The organism is Pseudoalteromonas sp. SR45-4, assembly GCF_014163535.1.
In the GTDB taxonomy this organism is placed as follows: Bacteria; Pseudomonadota; Gammaproteobacteria; order Enterobacterales; family Alteromonadaceae; genus Pseudoalteromonas; species Pseudoalteromonas nigrifaciens.
Genome location: NZ_JACJDO010000058.1, coordinates 1 through 17,039, shown reverse-complemented (window position 1 = coordinate 17,039; position 17,039 = coordinate 1). Strand labels below are relative to the sequence as shown.

Below are 17,039 nucleotides of genomic sequence, written 5' to 3'. Positions count from 1 at the left end.
TGCATTTATTTAAAACGTTGCCGAATCGAGATGTGGGTGATGATGATTTTACCGACCTAATGCCGTGGAATGTGCAGCTAGACTTCGATTATAGCTAAGCGCACTGCTTAAATGCGCGCTTACGAATAAACGACACAACTTTATCTATTAATTAGCCCTAAATTTAGCCATCCTCAATGACCGGTTATCGCTCTTTTGAGGCATTCGCCTAAACACGTTTTGGGGCAAAGGCGAGTTAAATACATAACCCGCCTCTGGACAGAAACGATTTAGAGCTGAAGTTCGGCTCCGCGGCACTTTCGGCCCTACACCCCAATGTACTATCTATGATAAGTAGTTAGAAAGCAGACCTTCGGCAACGAATTGAAAGAATACCACGCGTTGCGAATCACTCTTAAACAGTTTGTTATAAAAAATTGCACCGCAAGCAAATACATGCTATATAATGCCCAATTTACACAACATTTTTGTTGGGGAAGGGGTTTGTATGATTCCAGATTTTGACAGTACGGGAAATTTACCAGAAGGGATCCACTTAGCTTCTATGGAAGAGCTTGTAGATCGCTTTGGCTATAACCCTAAGCGAGCATGGCTGATTGATGGTTTGAAGCTATTAATATGTGCATTGCAGAAAGCTAACTGTCCGCTGGTATACATAGACGGGAGTTTCGTAACTTCAAAAGAAATTCCAGGCGACTACGATTTATGTTGGAGCCTTATTGATGTGATTGAAGAAAAAGTAGATCCCGCACTTTTAGATTTTAGCCCTAAGGGGCGGGCAACAATGGAGCAGAAGTATCGCGGTGACATTTTCCCTGCGGAACTTCCGGAAGGTGGTTCTGGCAAATTATTCGTAGATTTCTTTCAGGCTGATAAAAATACAGGTGAAAAGAAAGGCATTGTGGCGATTAAAATTGGAGGTTCATTATGATTAAGAATAACAAACAACTAGCATTAACAAGAAAGCGTGTCGAAGAGTTTTCTGGTGCTATTGAAAAGTTACAAGCAGAAGAACCAAGATTTTCTCCACTTTTAGCAAAAGCTCAGATTGACGCTTTAATTTGTCAACGTGATGAGTTAGTTCAGCAAGCCGAGGAATACGAGCATTTATTGTCAGGTGATCTAGTTGTTTTTGATGTAAATAGCCTTGCTGATTTACCAAAAGCTCTAATCATGGCTAGAATTTCGATGGGGTTAACTCAGAAAGATCTTGCTGAAAGACTAGGGATGAAAGAACAGCAAATACAGCGATATGAAAACACTGAATATAACTCAGCGAGTTTCAAAACATTAGTATCCATCGTAGAGGCACTAGATCTAAAAATTACTGAAGACGTATTTTTACCTAAAGAATCTAGAGAGAAAAATATTCTTCTATCTAAATTAAGTGATGCTGGCTTAGATAAAACGTTTATTGAAAAACGTATTGCACCAAGAGATGTGATGTCATTTGATTACGGGCTATGGGTACAAAAGACCGTCGAGAAATTGAGCTCTATTTTTGGTTGGACAAAAGAATTGTTACTTGGGGATGCACCTCTAGTTATTGGGCGCGATGGTTCAATGGTTGCTCGGTTTAAAATGCCAGTAGGAGCAAATGAAGTATATACAAGTGCTTATACCCAATATGCATATTCTATTGCCAATATAGTTGCTAATAATTGTTCTCTCGACCGAAAGACAATCCCGCAAGAACATAATGTTGTTCGCGAGTCTATATTAGAAACATACGGCGAGATTACATTTGAATCTATTCTATCTTACGTAACAAGCTTAGGAACCCCAGTAATTTCATTAAATGATTCTGGTGCTTTTCATGGCGCAACTTGGCGTATTCAAGGCAGGAATGTAATCGTGTTAAAGCAAAAATCGAGACACAATTCTAAGTGGATGTTTGATTTATTGCACGAACTATATCATGCAAGCCAATCGCCTGAACAAGAAGAGTTCTCTATTGTTGAGTTAAGCGAAACTAGTGATGAAAGGCGTAACGATCAAGAAGAAATTGACGCTAATAATTTTGCAGCTAAGGTTCTTCTTGGAGAGAATGCCGAATCATTTATTGAAGAATGTTTTAAAAATGCAAATGGAAAAATTTCATGGTTAAAGGGCTCAGTAACTCAAGTTGCCGAGAACTATCAATTAGACTGCGGTGTTTTAGCTTATCAAGTAGCAAATAAGCTCGATGCAATTTCAAAGAAAACAGGAAATAACGTTAACTGGTGGGGAGCTGCTCATAACTTACAAACAAGTACATGTGAGCCTAATACTTTATGCTTTGAAAATTTACTTTCTCATATCTATATCGAACGATTAAACACTGAAAATAGAGAGCTTATTGAGCAAATATCTGCCGAATAATTTAAAGGTCAGCACTTTGATGCTGACCTTTTTTTGTATAACAATTTAAGAATGCGCAAATTGTTCATTTTCCTGAATATAGGTTAAAGTCATCAAGAGCTAAATTTATAAACAGTTTAATTGTGCGAAGTTTACTAGTTTGTTGGTCGTCTATTAAGCGACAATTACGGTGGCCGGTCTAGCGACAATTATCTTGGCCGGTTGATCTGATAAGGTTCGGTACAGCAGAACGGAGGAGTTCACTGTGCCGGGAACACGAATCACTGATCAGCAGGTCACTATTTATATGAAACATAGAAAGCGTAATAGCCAAGTTATCGCGGCTGCGAAAGCAGGTATTTCTGAACGTTCAGCAAGGCGCATTGATAAACTGGATGAGCAGCCATTGTCTAATAAACGCCAATGGCGAACGCGTATAGATCCACTTGAGTCTATCTGGGACAGTATTGTTGGCCAGTTACGTTTTCAGAGAGCCCGGTGTATATCTATGCTTTTATGAAGAACTCGAATAATTACAACTTCTTTCTTGCCGAATTCTTTGTAATAGATGACATGACTCCCTTGCGGTCGCTTTCTATAGCCTTCTCTAATGTAATCACAAATATAACCTAGCTCTGGTTCTTCTGCAATTTGATGAAAAACGCTATCAAGTAATTTTAAATAGTCATTTCTCTGCTGCCTGCCCCAGTTAAGTTGCGTGTAACGAGCGATTTTTATTAAATCTGATTTAGCTTTTTTAGATATATGAAATTTCATATCAATGATTTTCTTTATCTAAGTCACTCAATAGTGTGTCATATGAATAGTCAGCTATTCCGCTGTTTTCTCCCTCAACCAACATATTCCTTAGATTGTTCATTTTCAATTCTTGATCTTCTAAGGCTCTTAATCCAGCTCTTAGAACTTCACTTGCAGATCCATACCTACCAGTCTCTAATTGCTGACTAATAAATGAGTCAAAATGCTCACCTAATGTAACACTTGTATTTTTCGCCATGCCAATCTCCAATACCAAAATTCAATATATTTTGGTATCAAAAACATATCAAGTCAATTAAGAAAGACAAAAAACACCTCCTAATCCTACGTTGCTAAAGTATAAGCAACTTTTTTTAGCTTCTTATTAAGGCGGTATGGTTGAAATTTAAAACAAATAACCCCTTACTTTGAATAACGAAACTAGGTTCTTTGAGAAGTTCGACTTGCTCTGTAAACATAACCTTACTTCAAATCAAATGACAGTGTTGATTTCTTAAAATGCCGGGTAAGCGGTGATTTCGATTTTAACGCGCTGATCACCCAGTTCCCTTCAACACCGTAGAAAAATTCTTGGACTCTATTGGGTGAAATATTGATAATTTTTATTAGCTATATAGCTAACATTCAATAAGTGAATATATGTCAAGTAGAGCAGATATTGGCAAGCAAATAAGTACTAGCAGGAAAGCTTTAGGCTACACGCAACAAAAGCTATCAGAGATCGCGGGAATTAATAAACTATGGTTACTCCCCATAAATAGGCGATAACGCAGTATCAATGCCAAACCATTACGGTGCATTTTCAATTTTCCCTTAGTTAGCTGCGCATTTAAAATTTCTTGGTATGTTAAATGGCTTGCTTTATACTGTGTAAATAAACAGTATTGAGGTGCGTATGTTTGTTATTCCTATTTATATTGAAGCGGGCATTACTGGCTTTGAGTCCCCTGCTGCTGAGTATACAGAGCTTGGTATTTCACTAGATGAGCTTGTTATTAAACACCCAAATGCAACCTTTATTGGGCTTGCATCAGGGCAGTCGATGCAGGATGTGGGAATATTTGATGGCGATTTACTCATTGTCGACAGAGCTGAAAATGTGAGTACCGGTGATGTGATTGTGGCCAGTTATAACGGCACCTTTGTTTGCAAAATAATAGACAAAGCTAATCGCTTACTTATTTCTGCTTCCAAAAATTATAAGTCTGTTTATATTTCTGAAGATGATGACTTTAAATTAGAGGGAGTGGTTACATCGAGTATTCGTCTTCACAAAAATAGAGCTGAGTTAAGTCGATGTTTGCGCTCGTAGATGCGGTGGCTTTTTATGCCAGTGCAGAAAAGGTGTTCGATCCATCTATTCGTTTTAAACCCGTTGTTGTGCTAACAAACAACGACGGCTGTATTTGCGCTATCTGCCCTATTGCCAGAAAGCTCAATATTCCAAAATTCCAACCATATTTTAAAATTAAGCACTATTTAGAGCAGCATAATGTGGTTGTTCGCTCCTCTAACTATGAGCTGTATGCTGATTTAAGTGAAAGAATGATGACGGTTATTAACCGGTTTTGTGATGACCACTATGTGTACAGTATCGATGAGTCGTTTCTGCGCTTTACTGGGTTTTCTCGCCTTATTAATGACTGGGCTGATTATGGGCAAACAATACGTCGTGCCGTTTGGCGAGAAACGGGCTTACCTGTGGGTGTTGGGTTTGGGCCCACACCTACATTGGCAAAGGCGGCTAATCATGCTGCAAAAAAACTGCCGGGTTACAATGGTATTGCTGTTATTAACAATGAGGATACACGCAAAACAATACTGGCAAAAATGGATGTAACCGATGTGTGGGGAATAGGCTCCCGTTTAGGGAAAAAGCTAAAACTAATGGGTATTACAACGGCCTATGAGTTGGCGTGCCAAAACCCTAGAGCAATGCGAAGAACGTTTAGTGTTGTTGTTGAGCGCACTGTCAGCGAATTAAATGGCGTAGCCTGTTTAAGCTGGGATGAGGTAAAACAAAATAAGAAGGAAATTTACTCGACAAGAAGCTTTGGTGAAAGAGTGAGTGATATAACCACATTAAAATCAGCATTAATAACGCATGCTGCTACGGTTGGTCGAAAACTCAGAAAGCAGCAATCGCTAACAAAGCGTATTGTAATATTTGCTGCAAGTTCACCCCACGAAGACCTGTATTACAAAAAATCATTACTTTATGACTTCCCTATCCCAACATCAGATACGAGTGTATTAGCTAATGCAGTCTCTGATGTAATTAATGATATTTTTAAGGCTAATACGCGGTTTTATCGCTGTGGTATTGGTGCAATAGAATTAGAAAGTGAGCTGTATCAACAAGCTGATATGTTCAGTGTTAGTTCCGATAACCCTAAAATGATGAAATGCTTAGCAGTTTCGCCGTAAACCCTCGCCCGATCCGAGGGCGGGGATATAAGGCGTAAAGTTCGAAGAACTTTAATCTGGTGTGGATTGGCTATCAACATAAGCTCGAAGCGTTTCAATCGTTGCTCCACCCGCACTGCAAGCAAAGTAAGACCTAGACCACAAAGCAGCACTCTTACTTTGTCTTGTTAAATGCGTATTTTGTAATCTCAGCATCCGTGATGAAACGGCTTTAAGATTATTCACCATTACGCTAATTGAAAGTTTTGGCGGGTACGCCACAAGTAGATGTATGTGATCTTGTTCTCCGTCCATCTCAATAAGTTCACATTCTAATTTTCCGCAAGCTGACTCAAGTGCATCCCTTAACTGTTCGATCATTACGCCAGTAAGTAACTTACGCCTGTACTTCGTTGTGAAAACTAAATGCACTACCAACTTGCTTACGCTGTGGCGCTTTCTCAGGTAATTACTCAACAGCTCTTTATTGTGTGCACTCACTTTACAAATCCAGTTTAACTTAATAATATATAGATATTATACAGATGAGCACTGAAATGTTAAGAGCAACAAAGGTACGTATTTACCCAACGCAAGAACAGGCTGAGTTTTTAATTGCTCAGTTTGGCGCTGTGCGTTTTGCGTATAACAAAGCTCTTCATTTAAAATCTCACATGTACCGCAAGTATGGTGTCACTCTGAATCCTAAAAAGGATATAAAGCCACTACTTGCAGTTGCCAAGAAATCACGAAAATACCACTGGTTGAAGCAATACGACTCCATCGCTTTGCAGCAATCGGTGATTAACCTTCATCAAGCCTTTGATAACTTTTTCAATCCGAAGTTAAAAGCCAAATACCCGCAATTCAAACGTAGGCAGGGCAAACAATCTAGTTATCACTGCGTAGGTGTTAAGGTGCTTGATGGCGCAATCAAGCTCCCAAAGATGAAGCCTGTTAAAGCGAATATCCATCGTGAAATTATTGGCTCAGTTAAAAGCATCACGGTAAGCCTAAGCAAAACGGGTAAGTTCTACGCCTCGCTCCTTGTTGATGATGGAGTTGAAGCGCCAGTACTGCTTCACACGATAAGTAAGGTTACAGGTATCGATCTAGGTTTATCTCATTTTGCTATTCAATCTAATGGCAGAAAAACCGCCAACCCAAGATTTGTAAAACGTGCTGAGAAAAACCTCAGACGCAAACAGCGTCAGTTATCCAGAAAAGCAAAAGGCAGCGCAAACAGGGCAAAAGCACGTTTGCTGGTTGCCAAATGCCATGAAAAAGTAGCGAATGCTCGCGCTGACTTTCAACACAAACTCTCTCGAACTCTCGTTGACGAAAACCAAGCGGTGATAGTTGAGACATTGAAATCAGCCAATATGATGAAAAACCGCAAACTGGCGAAACACATAGCGGATGCCTCATGGCATGGCTTTGTCGTTAAGTTGGAGTACAAACTGAAAGAGCAAGGTAAGCACCTAGTGAAGCTCGACCAGTGGTATGCAAGCTCTAAAACTTGTCATTGTTGCGGTCATAAAATGGATGAAATCCCCTTATCAGTTCGCAAGTGGGATTGTCCATCTTGCGGCACTACAGGTATAGATCGCGACTTAAATGCCGCCCTCAATATCCGTGATAAAGGTATTCTGGAATTAAAGGCGGCTGGACAGTCGTCTCTGCTTATGGAAGCTGCGTAAGTCTCGATACTACCGAGCAACGGCTAACGAAATAAGAAGCATCGCCTGATAAGGCGGTGAGTAGTCACTCAAACCTGGAATATGAAGCGTGCTTTTTTGTCGCCGCATTACACAACACGTTGGTCTGATATTCCTATTATTAAATGCAGTGATTAAATATCTGGATGTTTAATCATTGGCATTGTTGGTAAAAAACATTTAGCGCAATAACAGCGTTAAAGTTAACAAAAATACGCAACAAATTTTAAATAAAGCAGCGAGCAGAAAATACATATCCGCTAACCCCCTCCAAAAAACCGTACATAAAAGTATACAAAAACCTGATTTACTCTTAAAAACCCCATCGTCAACATAAAACAATCAAAAAACTCACAAAAATTTAAAAAATTCAAAGAGACATTTATTTTAATAAAGCAAAAAACGAACAACCCCTAAGTCATTGAAAATATGCATCATTGATAACTTTTAAACGAACATTGTTTTTTACAAAAAAATATTTTTATCACGTGAGTTTTTTCAGGTGCTAAAAAAGGGGTCTCTAATCTGAAACTCGTTTCAAAAATTCCTTTACTATTTATTTTATTCACATTTTAGCTATTGAGTCATTTTAATGCGTGAGGATGTTTAAGTTTAGTTCGCCAAATAAGTATGCCTACAAAGCAGGAGTTAATCGCCGCAGTAGCAAAAAAAGCGCGTTACCATAATTAAACATAAATAAATGAATAAATTCATTTATAAAAAATGCCGGAGGTTTTTATGAAACGCAAAAGTTTTCAATTTTTTAAAAAAAATTGGTAGAGCATCAAAAATAGGTACCTCTGTCACACACAAAAATTTTTTTATTCTTTATTATGGACAAGATAAATGTTTTTGGCGCTTACCTATTAAGAGTTTTTTTTACAAAACGCGAGTGGTGTATTCGCACTAAATAAGTAGGCCTACATAGCCGGACATAATCGTCAAAGCAACAATGGTAAAGGGTTACCATAAATTAAACATGAATACGTTAATTAAATAGAGTGGGCTATATGCACTATAAGCACTATAAGCAAAAAAAGATTCAGTTAACCGAAGCAGAATTACAAAGTCATCCACTATTAAAGGAGCTGACTAAAAATGATGTCGTAAATTTAAAAGTAAACCAGTGCATTGGTAAGTTACCGATTGATGTCATACAAATGTCATTAGATTTACATCCACTGCCAGTGACACTTGATACTAATGATGATTGTTACCTGACACTTGCACCGAGCGGAGTACTGGAGCGCTTTAAAGCCCACCCTTTAAGTAAAAAGCTTTTTTTAAAAGTATATATTTACCCAGCAGATGCTGTTGATCACGTATTAAGGGTTACCTTGCTATATAACTGTGCGCTAACACTTTATTTAAAGAACGCCTTGGGCGCTAATATTCAACAGCGACATGCTTGCTTTAAAGCGCACGGTATACACGCTCCTAAAAAAACGATATTGGCAAACTTAGCTAATACCTCACCGTCTACTTTTCGGTAATGGGAAAGTCAATATGAGTATGTATACACACATAGCGAGAAGTAATCGTTTAAACAATGCGGGGGGCTGCTATCCAGATGCAATGGAGCATGCTACAACGCTTGCTATTTTGTTAGATAAACTAGCAAAGGTAGAGAGTAAAATACGTCCTGCAATAACATTTGTCGCACTATTTATGTGGTTAACACTAGGCTGGAAGAAGATTAATTCTGCAAATGATATTCCTAATTTTATTAAAATATCTGGCGCGGCACCTTGTAAAAAATACGCTTTTCGAACCTTTTATGATGGTACAGTCTCTTGGGCTGAATATGCGATACCCTATAAAGACAAAAACCGTATTGTGTATTTATGGCAACCTGTGCCGACTTGTTTTAATGAATTTTTTCAAAGCTTTATTAGCGATCAAACTTACGGCACGCCTTTTTTAAACCTTAAAGACAAAAAACGCTTATTCAAGCTAATGAAGAAAGCATGGAAAACACCGATTGAAGTAAAAGATAATCCTCGTGTTAACAAAAATGTGTTTCTGCATTATTTTATGAATTGTGCTCAGGCGGATAACACACTAGGTGCAATTGTTCGATCGCAGCTAATAACTAATGATAAAGCACATCATTCTAGCGCGATATATTACCAACAGTTAAATACTGATCGTATTCGCACAAAGATATTTAAGGCGCAGAACAGCTACTTATCACGTCTTATTGACGCAGCAAGAAAAGCTAAACTCCATGTATATTTTGAGCTCTTTTTGGAAGAGTATTCTGTAAACCTTATTCAAGCGACAATAAAAGAGGCCAACTATTTATCGCAGTCGGGTGAGATAAGTCAGTTTGAACTCGATATCACACAAAACAGTAGCAATAAAAAGCGTATTCCCGCTATTTTAATAGGCAGTGCGCGATCACTTGAAGATAACCACGTCAGTCACTTTTTCCAAGAATTACACACGTTAGTTGTAAATGCTAAAAATAATATCTTGGGTAAAGGTCTTGGTTCAAAAACTAAGTTAGCAAATCAATCGGCGCTGCGAGATTACTATAATAAAGCAACCTATCGAATTGCATTACTGTTTATTGTTCTTACCGGCGCAAGGCCTACACATAACATCAGTATTTTATCAATTTATTACTCAGGCTCTGATGTTGTATTCATTAAAGATAAAGGTGTTCTTAGGCAACTGATACTTTGTGATTACTTGAAGCAAGAGATTGAACACTACTTATCCTTACAATCTGTTATTCGTACACAGCTCAACATACACACTAAATTAGATGAGCTTTGGTATACGTGTGATCAAAACAATGTACCGACGGCTCTCACAAGTCGCGAGCTACGTTTATTCATGCATTCACTATGGCCTGGTGTAGTGCCTTATCAGTTACGACACTTTTTTAGTTACTGCGCTAATAGCCATATGTTTTCAGACAAGCTATTTGATAACGATATCGACCGTTTAATGGGGCATGAAAACCTAGGAGAGCGCCTTGGAAGCGATACGTTGTTTCCAGCTCGATTAGCTGTAATGAAACACTTTCTAAATACGCTACCGAAGCGTTTAGGGCTTGAGGTTTTAAAATATGTCTAAAAAAATTAAACATCAGCATGCAAAACAAATCTCTGATTATTTGGCCCAGTCTTGGCCATTAAAGACCACAGAAGATGACATCTTTTGGGTATTAGATCATTGGCAAATAATAGAAAAGAAAACACGTATTGTCGATGATACCGATCTAAGGATTATCACTCAGCAGCTCAATGCTATTGTGACTGGGAAGCAACGCGCATATCGACATGCACTTGAGGGGATCCTTTTTTATTTGGAAGAAGCGTGTTATTGGCAATTACCAGAACGTGTAAAAAACACAATCAATGACACCAATCATCAATACTTTGAAGAGCTTGCGAAAGGTGCAGCGCATGCACATAAAATCTTTGTATGCTACCAACAACAAAAAACGTCTTTTTTTGATATAAGGGGGCCATTAGCACCGTGCTTTATGGCATTAATAATAGGATTTGAGGTCGCCCCCATATCGCTTGAGCATATTAGCGCTATTTTAAATAATCCTAATTCGATTATAGATAAAGAAGATAATCCACGTCTTGCTATCACTCACACGGGGTATGGAGCAGATGAATTAAGAGTAACTCATTATTATTTAACAATCGAAAGCTATCGTTTCTTAGAGGATTATTATGCGCAATCACCTTCGAGAACAAGCACAAAGAGTTTGTATGCAGACTTATCAAGTTGGTTGGATAAAAATGGGATATCTGCTTGCAGTACAAAACAAATATGGCCGAAACGATTTCAAATCCATTGGTATCTTCACTTTCAACAACCGCCTACCTTTATTAAAGATTTGGCTAACCCCGAGCGGCATGTTGGCTTGTCAAAGCCCATTTCACTACCAAAAATAAAAGAGGCCGAGATTTATGCTATCGATTGGAATACCAAGTGGTTTAATTCATTAACTAAATTACAAAAAAAAGTGCGTTGGCCTCATGAAGCCTTACTCAAACACCCAAAAGATATCAGCTCAGTTGAAACACCGCCCTGGGATGCCAGTAATATTCTACCGCGCTTGTTATTTGATTACACAAAACAGCTGCTTGTGTATGGGGGAGTAAAAAAAGCGACCCTTGCCCTAGGCTCAATTAAAAATTACACCTCACTAAAAAGTAAGATTGAGCCCTACCCTCTGTGTTACGCAGATGCTATTAGCGAAGAGGCTATTAATGGGTGGGCCCAAACTGTCTATGACTCAATAAACTCCGATATAGTAAAAGGCACCTTTTATAACTTTTTACGCTTTTTAAGCTACCAAGAACAAACAGATACACTCGACTTATCTAGCTTTAGCTCGCCGCTGGTAGCACCATCGGTGAGTCCTGGCCGATTAACTGTTGACGAATTTGACCGCCTACTTGACGTGCTTTTATCTAGCAAAACTAATAACCCTTTTCGTAGTTTATTTAGTGCTATTGCAGCGTTATTAGGGTTTTACGCTATGCTGCGCCGTGGTGAAATCTTAAGGTTACGCCGTAAAGATATTCGATTTAAGCCAAGTACTGGCCTAATAACGATAACTGTTACCAATACCCCTGAGGGTAAGACTAAAAGCGGCACTACGCGCATGGTCTACACTACACTGCCTAAGCAGTATCACTCGTTATTCAAATATCTATTTGAAATAAAAAAGAGCTCACCGCGCGAGCAGCCTTTGTTAGGCTTTGAAGGTGAGAAGTATCATTCGCGACAACTTTATTATTTATTACCTGTGTCACGTGCTTTACGACTTTTGTTTGGTACACACCTTAACTTTCATCACCTTCGCCACAGTGGCGTACATATATTTATGCTGCAAATATTACATTGTGTTAGCTATACGCCCGACAATTTGCGTGGGGAAACACCTCTTGAGCAAGAGGTGCTATCGAGTAAGTCAGTGGCTACTCGCTTTGATTATTGGTTTGAAGGACGAAAAATTAGCGGAGTTAATGATGCCATTTTTTTGGATGAAATGGGTAAACAAATTGGTCATATTTATTATGGCACTACACGCTGGTCATACTTGCATGACATAGATTGGCTACTGCCTATTATTAGCCGTGCTCATTCACCCTATACACAACGCGAATACACTCACAGTGAATTGCGTTATTTGCTTGGACTAAAACCTAACTCTAATGATCTTTCTCGCATAGTACTTAAGCTTAACCCTGAGTACGCCAACAAAACTCTGAAGCAAAAACGCAATCAGCCAATAGTGCTGAGTGAGTGTCAGCTTAGCGAAACTGTATTTGGTAAAGCTATTAAACCAAAACATGCGCCTTTAACAGCTAACCACAGTTTAACTTGGCAAACGTCAATTTATAACAGTGAACACACGTTACTCGGTTTTATATTTAAAGCGATGTTAAAGAGTAAAACGCTTGACCCATCTGCACTCAGCTTTATTTGGGGCAATGGGTGTAAGCATCACATTAAACCAATAAGTAAAAAACAGCGCAAAGCGCTGAAAAAATTACCACCCGTTGTACTTTCTGATGATGAGCAGTCGTTACAAATCTTGCTTGCCTGCAACAGCAAGAATGCACATGTATTTAATACTGTGTTTAGAAGGGCTGAGTGGGGCTGGCTAAATATTAAATTTACGCTTTCAGTGAATCAAAAAACCGACAGCAAACGACAAGTAATGTTACTTAGCACATTACTTTCTAAAAAAAATGAAGCCATTCAAATTACTAAACATGCTAGAGGAGAAACAATGTTAACTATTAATTTAACACCAAAAACGACACTTCAACCTAGCGTGCTCAAATTTGCACACGAATTTATTCAATTATTTCAATAAGGAAATAAACATGAAAGTTATTATTTCTAGTAACAAAAAAGCACTACTCAAAAGCATAACTGAGAATATTGATACCCACTATACTGATAGCCTAGCAACCATATTAATAAGTAAAAAAGAAGGTTCTATTACATTCATAACGGGTAAACCTCCTTTATGCTCGCACTGTACATTTATACTTGATACGTCCTCTACATATATAAAAGACGCTCAGTTTTCTATTGACGGCAGCTTTGCAAAGCAGCTCCCATACTATTTTGATGAAAATGAAAATGAAGATATTGAATTAAATGTTCATACTTTGTCTTCAAGTGTAACCTCAATTGAATTAATTCATAAAGACATTAAAAGCAACGAAAACGCACTGCGACGGTGTGAGTGTGTTGCTGTATATGGAGCACATTTAACTTATCTTAAAGAAAGTGGACAGCGCCCAACTTCAACCGCTTCTAAAGCCGCTATAGAGCGCGTTATATTTGAGTCAACTGAAACAATGCCTTTTGAATTTTTAGAAATGAACGTAGATAAACAACATTTTAAAATACAACGCAATGGCGATGTTGAGGAAGTACAATTTCCTGACAACCTAAAATTACCGGTTTCACTAGTTTTGACAGAGGGGATTACCCGTAAGCTTGATAATTTATGTAAAGCTACCGAAGGCGATGAAATCGAAGTTGCCCAGCAGGGCGAGTTACTCACTTTTAAAACACCTGAAACCACAATCACTTATTCATTGGCCGGCGTTGAAGAGTTTTTCGCAAAGAAGCCTCTTAAATTTATTAAAGAACAGCATGTTATAGTAAGTTTCTATACATTTAAGATGGAAGTTAGACACTGCTTAACTGAGTATAAAACTATAAAAAAAGCAGATAGTGCACTCTTATATTTAAGCGATAATAAAGCCGCTATTACATTTATTACACCCCCTTATGAATTTATACAGCCAATCACTATAACTAAAACGTGTAGCAAAACAAAAAATAGCGAGTCGCTCTATCGTTTTTCACCAAAAGTGTTACTGGGCATCAACATCGGCGACTTGACACAAGCGAAGAGTACGCGACTCGACATTCTAAAGTACGAAAACGGCGAACGTAAATTAGGTGTGTATTTTTCACTTGAAAACAAATTACCACATCGTACCATTTCAATTGAAAAAGACGAGAGCCAACTACCTATCGTGTTAGCGTTACTTGAAGAGCTAGATCAAAATCAAGCTGATACAAAAACACAGAGCACAAAACAAGAATTACAAAAGGATTTATTTGCTGATGTTATGGAGGAATGTGATGATTATTAAAAAACAACAAAACACTGGACAAATAGACAGCACTTGCTATATTTTAATAATGAAATTCTAATCAGTTGCGCGATTTCGTACTTAGTGTATGGTATTGGTGTAACTGAAGATAAATAAGCAGTTGGGGTAAAGAGGCGGCAACCTCCCTACCCCGTACCGGCTGCACCGCTTTTAACCGTATCCAGCCGATGATCCAATTCTAACGAATTCCATCGGTGAGGGATAGATCTATTTATAGATCCATTAACTGATGGAGGCCTTTATGGCTCACATTCGCATTCGCCCTAATGGGCGTATTCAATTTGATTTACACATTTATGGGCAGCGCTTTCGTGAAGGCACTAAGCTCATGGCAACCCCTGTTAATATTAAAAAAGCCAATGCAACGCTTAAAAAAATCAATGCTGAAATTGATTTAGATACGTTTCAGTATCGCGATTATTTTCCTGAGAGTAAAAAAGTCGCTAAGTTTGAAGCTTTGCAACGGGCTAAAGATCCCGATCGCCTTTATCCATTTTTTAACGATTACGCGAATGAATGGTTCGATCGCCAAAAAGCAAAATGGAAAAGCAGCTACCAAAGCGTGGTACGTAATACGCTCGACCGTTACCTTATTCCTGAATTTGGCAATATATTAGTTAATGAGATCAAGTTGGCTAATGTGGACTATTTTCGCGAAAGCTTAATGATATGCGATACCAAAGGGGCCCGTAAACTTTCTAATAAACGCATTAATGGTATTTTATGGCCGTTTGTGGCTATTTTAAGTTTAGCCGCCGAAGAGCATGACTTTACTTACCCATTACGCCGCTATAAAACCTTAAAAGAAGAACGCGCTAATTCACTACCACTAACCGCAGATGAAGTACAACGCTTTTTAGAATGTACTCCTACACAATGGCGCGATTATTTTACGGTGCGATTTTGGACCGGTATGCGTAGCTGTGAAATACACGGCCTGCGCTGGGAAGATATCGACTTTAATCATCGCCTTATTCGTATTCGCCACAATTGGGTTAATGGTGAATTGGGGGATGTAAAAACACCTAAGTCGCGCCGCGACTTAAAAATGTGTAATACACTCTTTTCGCTATTTAAACGCTTACAAAAACAAACAACCAGTGAATTTGTGTTTACTCACAAAGGCAAACCGCTTGATACCCACTTTGTAAGCACTCAACTGTGGTACCCCACACTGAATAAAGCGGGCCTTGCACGTCGCCGCCCCTACGAAACACGCCATACCGCTGCTGTCCTGCATATCGCAGCGCACGAAAACCCGCTGTACATTTCGCACATGCTAGGCCACAGCGACACACGTTTATTGTTTGACGTATACGCACCCTATGTTGCCAATGCGTCAAGGCAAGATGGCTTTGCGTTTAATGAAATGATGATTGAACGCGGGATTGCATAAAGCACACACAGTTAATGGCTATGCGTTTGATTGCTTAACGCCAAACAAACGCATCCCACACCTATACCATTTAATACTAATACCGCGCTTATGCGCATTTAATTTAATGCTAACCTAAAAGAGGTTATTTATGATTTGCAAACAATGCACAAACAATACAATGCCATACCCATTAACTGAAGAGTTAGAAATAGCTCAAGATGCGTTTTATAAGCTCATGAATATGCCATTAAAGCAGCTCAATAAACGCCAATGGTATGATGAATTTAGTAACAAGATGATGTTTCAGCCTATTATTGGTTTGTTTAAACAGTACGAAAGCACCATTCCTTACTCTGCCTCTAGCCATAAGCGGGCATGCCAAAAGCACATTACACAATTTTTAGGGTATACCACAAAGCCATCAAAGCCGCGTCGGCGAATGTTGAGCTATTTATCTCAGTATATTTCTAAAGAATGCAAGGTCACTTTGTGCGCGTGTGCCTTTAAAAAGCAAAAAACACTCGGTGCAAAAAAAATTAAAACAGAGTTACAACGCAAGTTGGATAACATACTCACCGATAGAAGAGCCACTGACAAAAACTTATTAGCGTTAAATGTTGAGGTTAATTACATTTACTCGAAGCGCGACTATCGCTATACCCTGAGCGCTGAATTTTTAGAGGCAAGAAATAAAGTTGAAAAGCGTATAACCGAGACACGCAGTAAATTACTCTATTATGCTAAAAGTATACAGGCGGTGTCTTATGACCTTGAAGACATGAACACACCAGAAAAAGTAGAGGCATTTAAAGCAAGTGTGAATGAAGAGCTTCAACGATTTAGTGACGCGATGCATGTCACCGACATTAAAGTATACACATCAGCTTATTTTCCAGAGCATCAACGTCCCGACTTAAAAAATCACTTTAAACAAAAAGATAAGTACATCATTGATATTATTATTGCCAATTACTTCATAGCACGCACTACACTGTCTGCATTACGACAAAGACGAAACGGTGGGAGGGTGTGTGACATGGTATGCAATGATATAAAAATTATTAACGATTTATACCGAATTTCAAATAAGCTAAAATCCCTCCCTATAAAGGTAAGCGCGCATTTAAGCAGTGCGCTTAGCTATAATCGAAGTCTAGCTGCACATTCCACGGCATTAGGTCGGTAAAATCATCATCACCCTCATCTCGATTCGGCAACGCTTTAAATAAATGCACA

At 38.6% G+C, this 17,039-nt stretch carries 15 protein-coding genes and 1 pseudogene; 13 read left to right on the top strand and 3 right to left on the bottom strand.

Annotated features, from left to right (window positions below; all coding sequences use genetic code 11):
- Positions 1-487: 487 nt before the first annotated feature.
- The 3 genes from H5058_RS17100 to H5058_RS18720 all read left to right on the top strand — a co-directional run bounded on the left by H5058_RS17100 (position 488) and on the right by H5058_RS18720 (position 2,860).
- Positions 488-931 (top strand): DUF6932 family protein, encoded by a 444-nt coding sequence (locus H5058_RS17100; RefSeq protein WP_182679186.1) that lies wholly within the window; start codon positions 488-490, stop codon positions 929-931.
- Positions 928-2,361 (top strand): helix-turn-helix transcriptional regulator, encoded by a 1,434-nt coding sequence (locus H5058_RS17095; RefSeq protein WP_024606399.1) that lies wholly within the window; start codon positions 928-930, stop codon positions 2,359-2,361. The genes H5058_RS17100 and H5058_RS17095 overlap by 4 nt, the downstream gene beginning before the upstream one ends.
- 244 nt (positions 2,362-2,605) lie before the next feature.
- Positions 2,606-2,860, top strand: coding sequence for a hypothetical protein (locus H5058_RS18720; protein WP_008114002.1), 255 nt, complete (start codon positions 2,606-2,608; stop codon positions 2,858-2,860).
- Here H5058_RS18720 and H5058_RS17085 read toward each other — a convergent pair.
- Positions 2,827-3,117: a type II toxin-antitoxin system RelE/ParE family toxin gene (locus tag H5058_RS17085; protein WP_182679184.1), complete on the bottom strand. Its 291-nt coding sequence runs from the start codon at positions 3,115-3,117 to the stop codon at positions 2,827-2,829. The two genes, H5058_RS18720 and H5058_RS17085, sit on opposite strands and share 34 nt — an antisense overlap.
- Before the next feature lies 1 nt (position 3,118).
- On the bottom strand, positions 3,119-3,358 hold the full coding sequence (locus H5058_RS17080; RefSeq protein ID WP_008113998.1) for a type II toxin-antitoxin system ParD family antitoxin: 240 nt from the start codon (positions 3,356-3,358) through the stop codon (positions 3,119-3,121).
- Positions 3,359-4,015: 657 nt separating this feature from the next.
- Between H5058_RS17080 and H5058_RS17075 the strand changes: the two genes are divergently transcribed.
- Positions 4,016-4,432, top strand: a complete 417-nt coding sequence (locus tag H5058_RS17075) for a LexA family transcriptional regulator (protein ID WP_182679182.1) — start codon at positions 4,016-4,018, stop codon at positions 4,430-4,432.
- Positions 4,417-5,547, top strand: a complete 1,131-nt coding sequence (locus H5058_RS17070; RefSeq protein ID WP_182679180.1) for a Y-family DNA polymerase — start codon at positions 4,417-4,419, stop codon at positions 5,545-5,547. The genes H5058_RS17075 and H5058_RS17070 overlap by 16 nt, the downstream gene beginning before the upstream one ends.
- Positions 5,548-5,598: 51 nt before the next feature.
- On the opposite strand, the gene tnpA is transcribed toward H5058_RS17070, so the two are convergent.
- Positions 5,599-6,006, bottom strand: coding sequence for an IS200/IS605 family transposase (tnpA, locus tag H5058_RS17065; RefSeq protein ID WP_370446749.1), 408 nt, complete (start codon positions 6,004-6,006; stop codon positions 5,599-5,601).
- A 77-nt stretch (positions 6,007-6,083) separates the two neighbouring features.
- On the opposite strand from tnpA, the gene H5058_RS17060 reads away from it, so the two are divergent.
- The 8 genes and pseudogenes from H5058_RS17060 to H5058_RS17025 all read left to right on the top strand — a co-directional run bounded on the left by H5058_RS17060 (position 6,084) and on the right by H5058_RS17025 (position 16,989).
- Complete coding sequence (locus H5058_RS17060; RefSeq protein WP_182679178.1) at positions 6,084-7,226, top strand: RNA-guided endonuclease TnpB family protein; 1,143 nt, start codon at positions 6,084-6,086, stop codon at positions 7,224-7,226.
- Positions 7,227-7,301: 75 nt separating this feature from the next.
- A pseudogene (locus H5058_RS18715) lies at positions 7,302-7,382 on the top strand (DUF4113 domain-containing protein); the annotation flags it as partial.
- Between the two features lie 872 nt (positions 7,383-8,254).
- The gene (locus H5058_RS17050) at positions 8,255-8,737 is read left to right on the top strand and encodes a hypothetical protein (protein WP_182679176.1); all 483 of its coding nucleotides are present in this window, start codon (positions 8,255-8,257) and stop codon (positions 8,735-8,737) included.
- 13 nt (positions 8,738-8,750) lie between these two features.
- A complete protein-coding gene (locus tag H5058_RS17045; RefSeq protein WP_182679174.1) occupies positions 8,751-10,328 on the top strand; it encodes a hypothetical protein in 1,578 nt (525 codons plus the stop codon).
- Positions 10,321-13,101 carry a site-specific integrase gene (locus tag H5058_RS17040; protein WP_182679172.1) on the top strand — a complete coding sequence of 927 codons (2,781 nt, stop codon included), beginning with the start codon at positions 10,321-10,323 and terminating at the stop codon, positions 13,099-13,101. Before H5058_RS17045 ends, H5058_RS17040 begins: the two co-directional genes overlap by 8 nt.
- A 10-nt stretch (positions 13,102-13,111) precedes the next feature.
- The gene (locus H5058_RS17035) at positions 13,112-14,404 is read left to right on the top strand and encodes a hypothetical protein (RefSeq protein WP_182679170.1); all 1,293 of its coding nucleotides are present in this window, start codon (positions 13,112-13,114) and stop codon (positions 14,402-14,404) included.
- A 262-nt stretch (positions 14,405-14,666) separates the two neighbouring features.
- Entirely contained in the window at positions 14,667-15,821 is a 1,155-nt protein-coding gene (locus H5058_RS17030; RefSeq protein ID WP_182679168.1) for a site-specific integrase, read from the top strand.
- 130 nt (positions 15,822-15,951) lie between these two features.
- Positions 15,952-16,989, top strand: a complete 1,038-nt coding sequence (locus tag H5058_RS17025; protein ID WP_182679166.1) for a hypothetical protein — start codon at positions 15,952-15,954, stop codon at positions 16,987-16,989.
- Positions 16,990-17,039 lie beyond the last annotated feature (50 nt).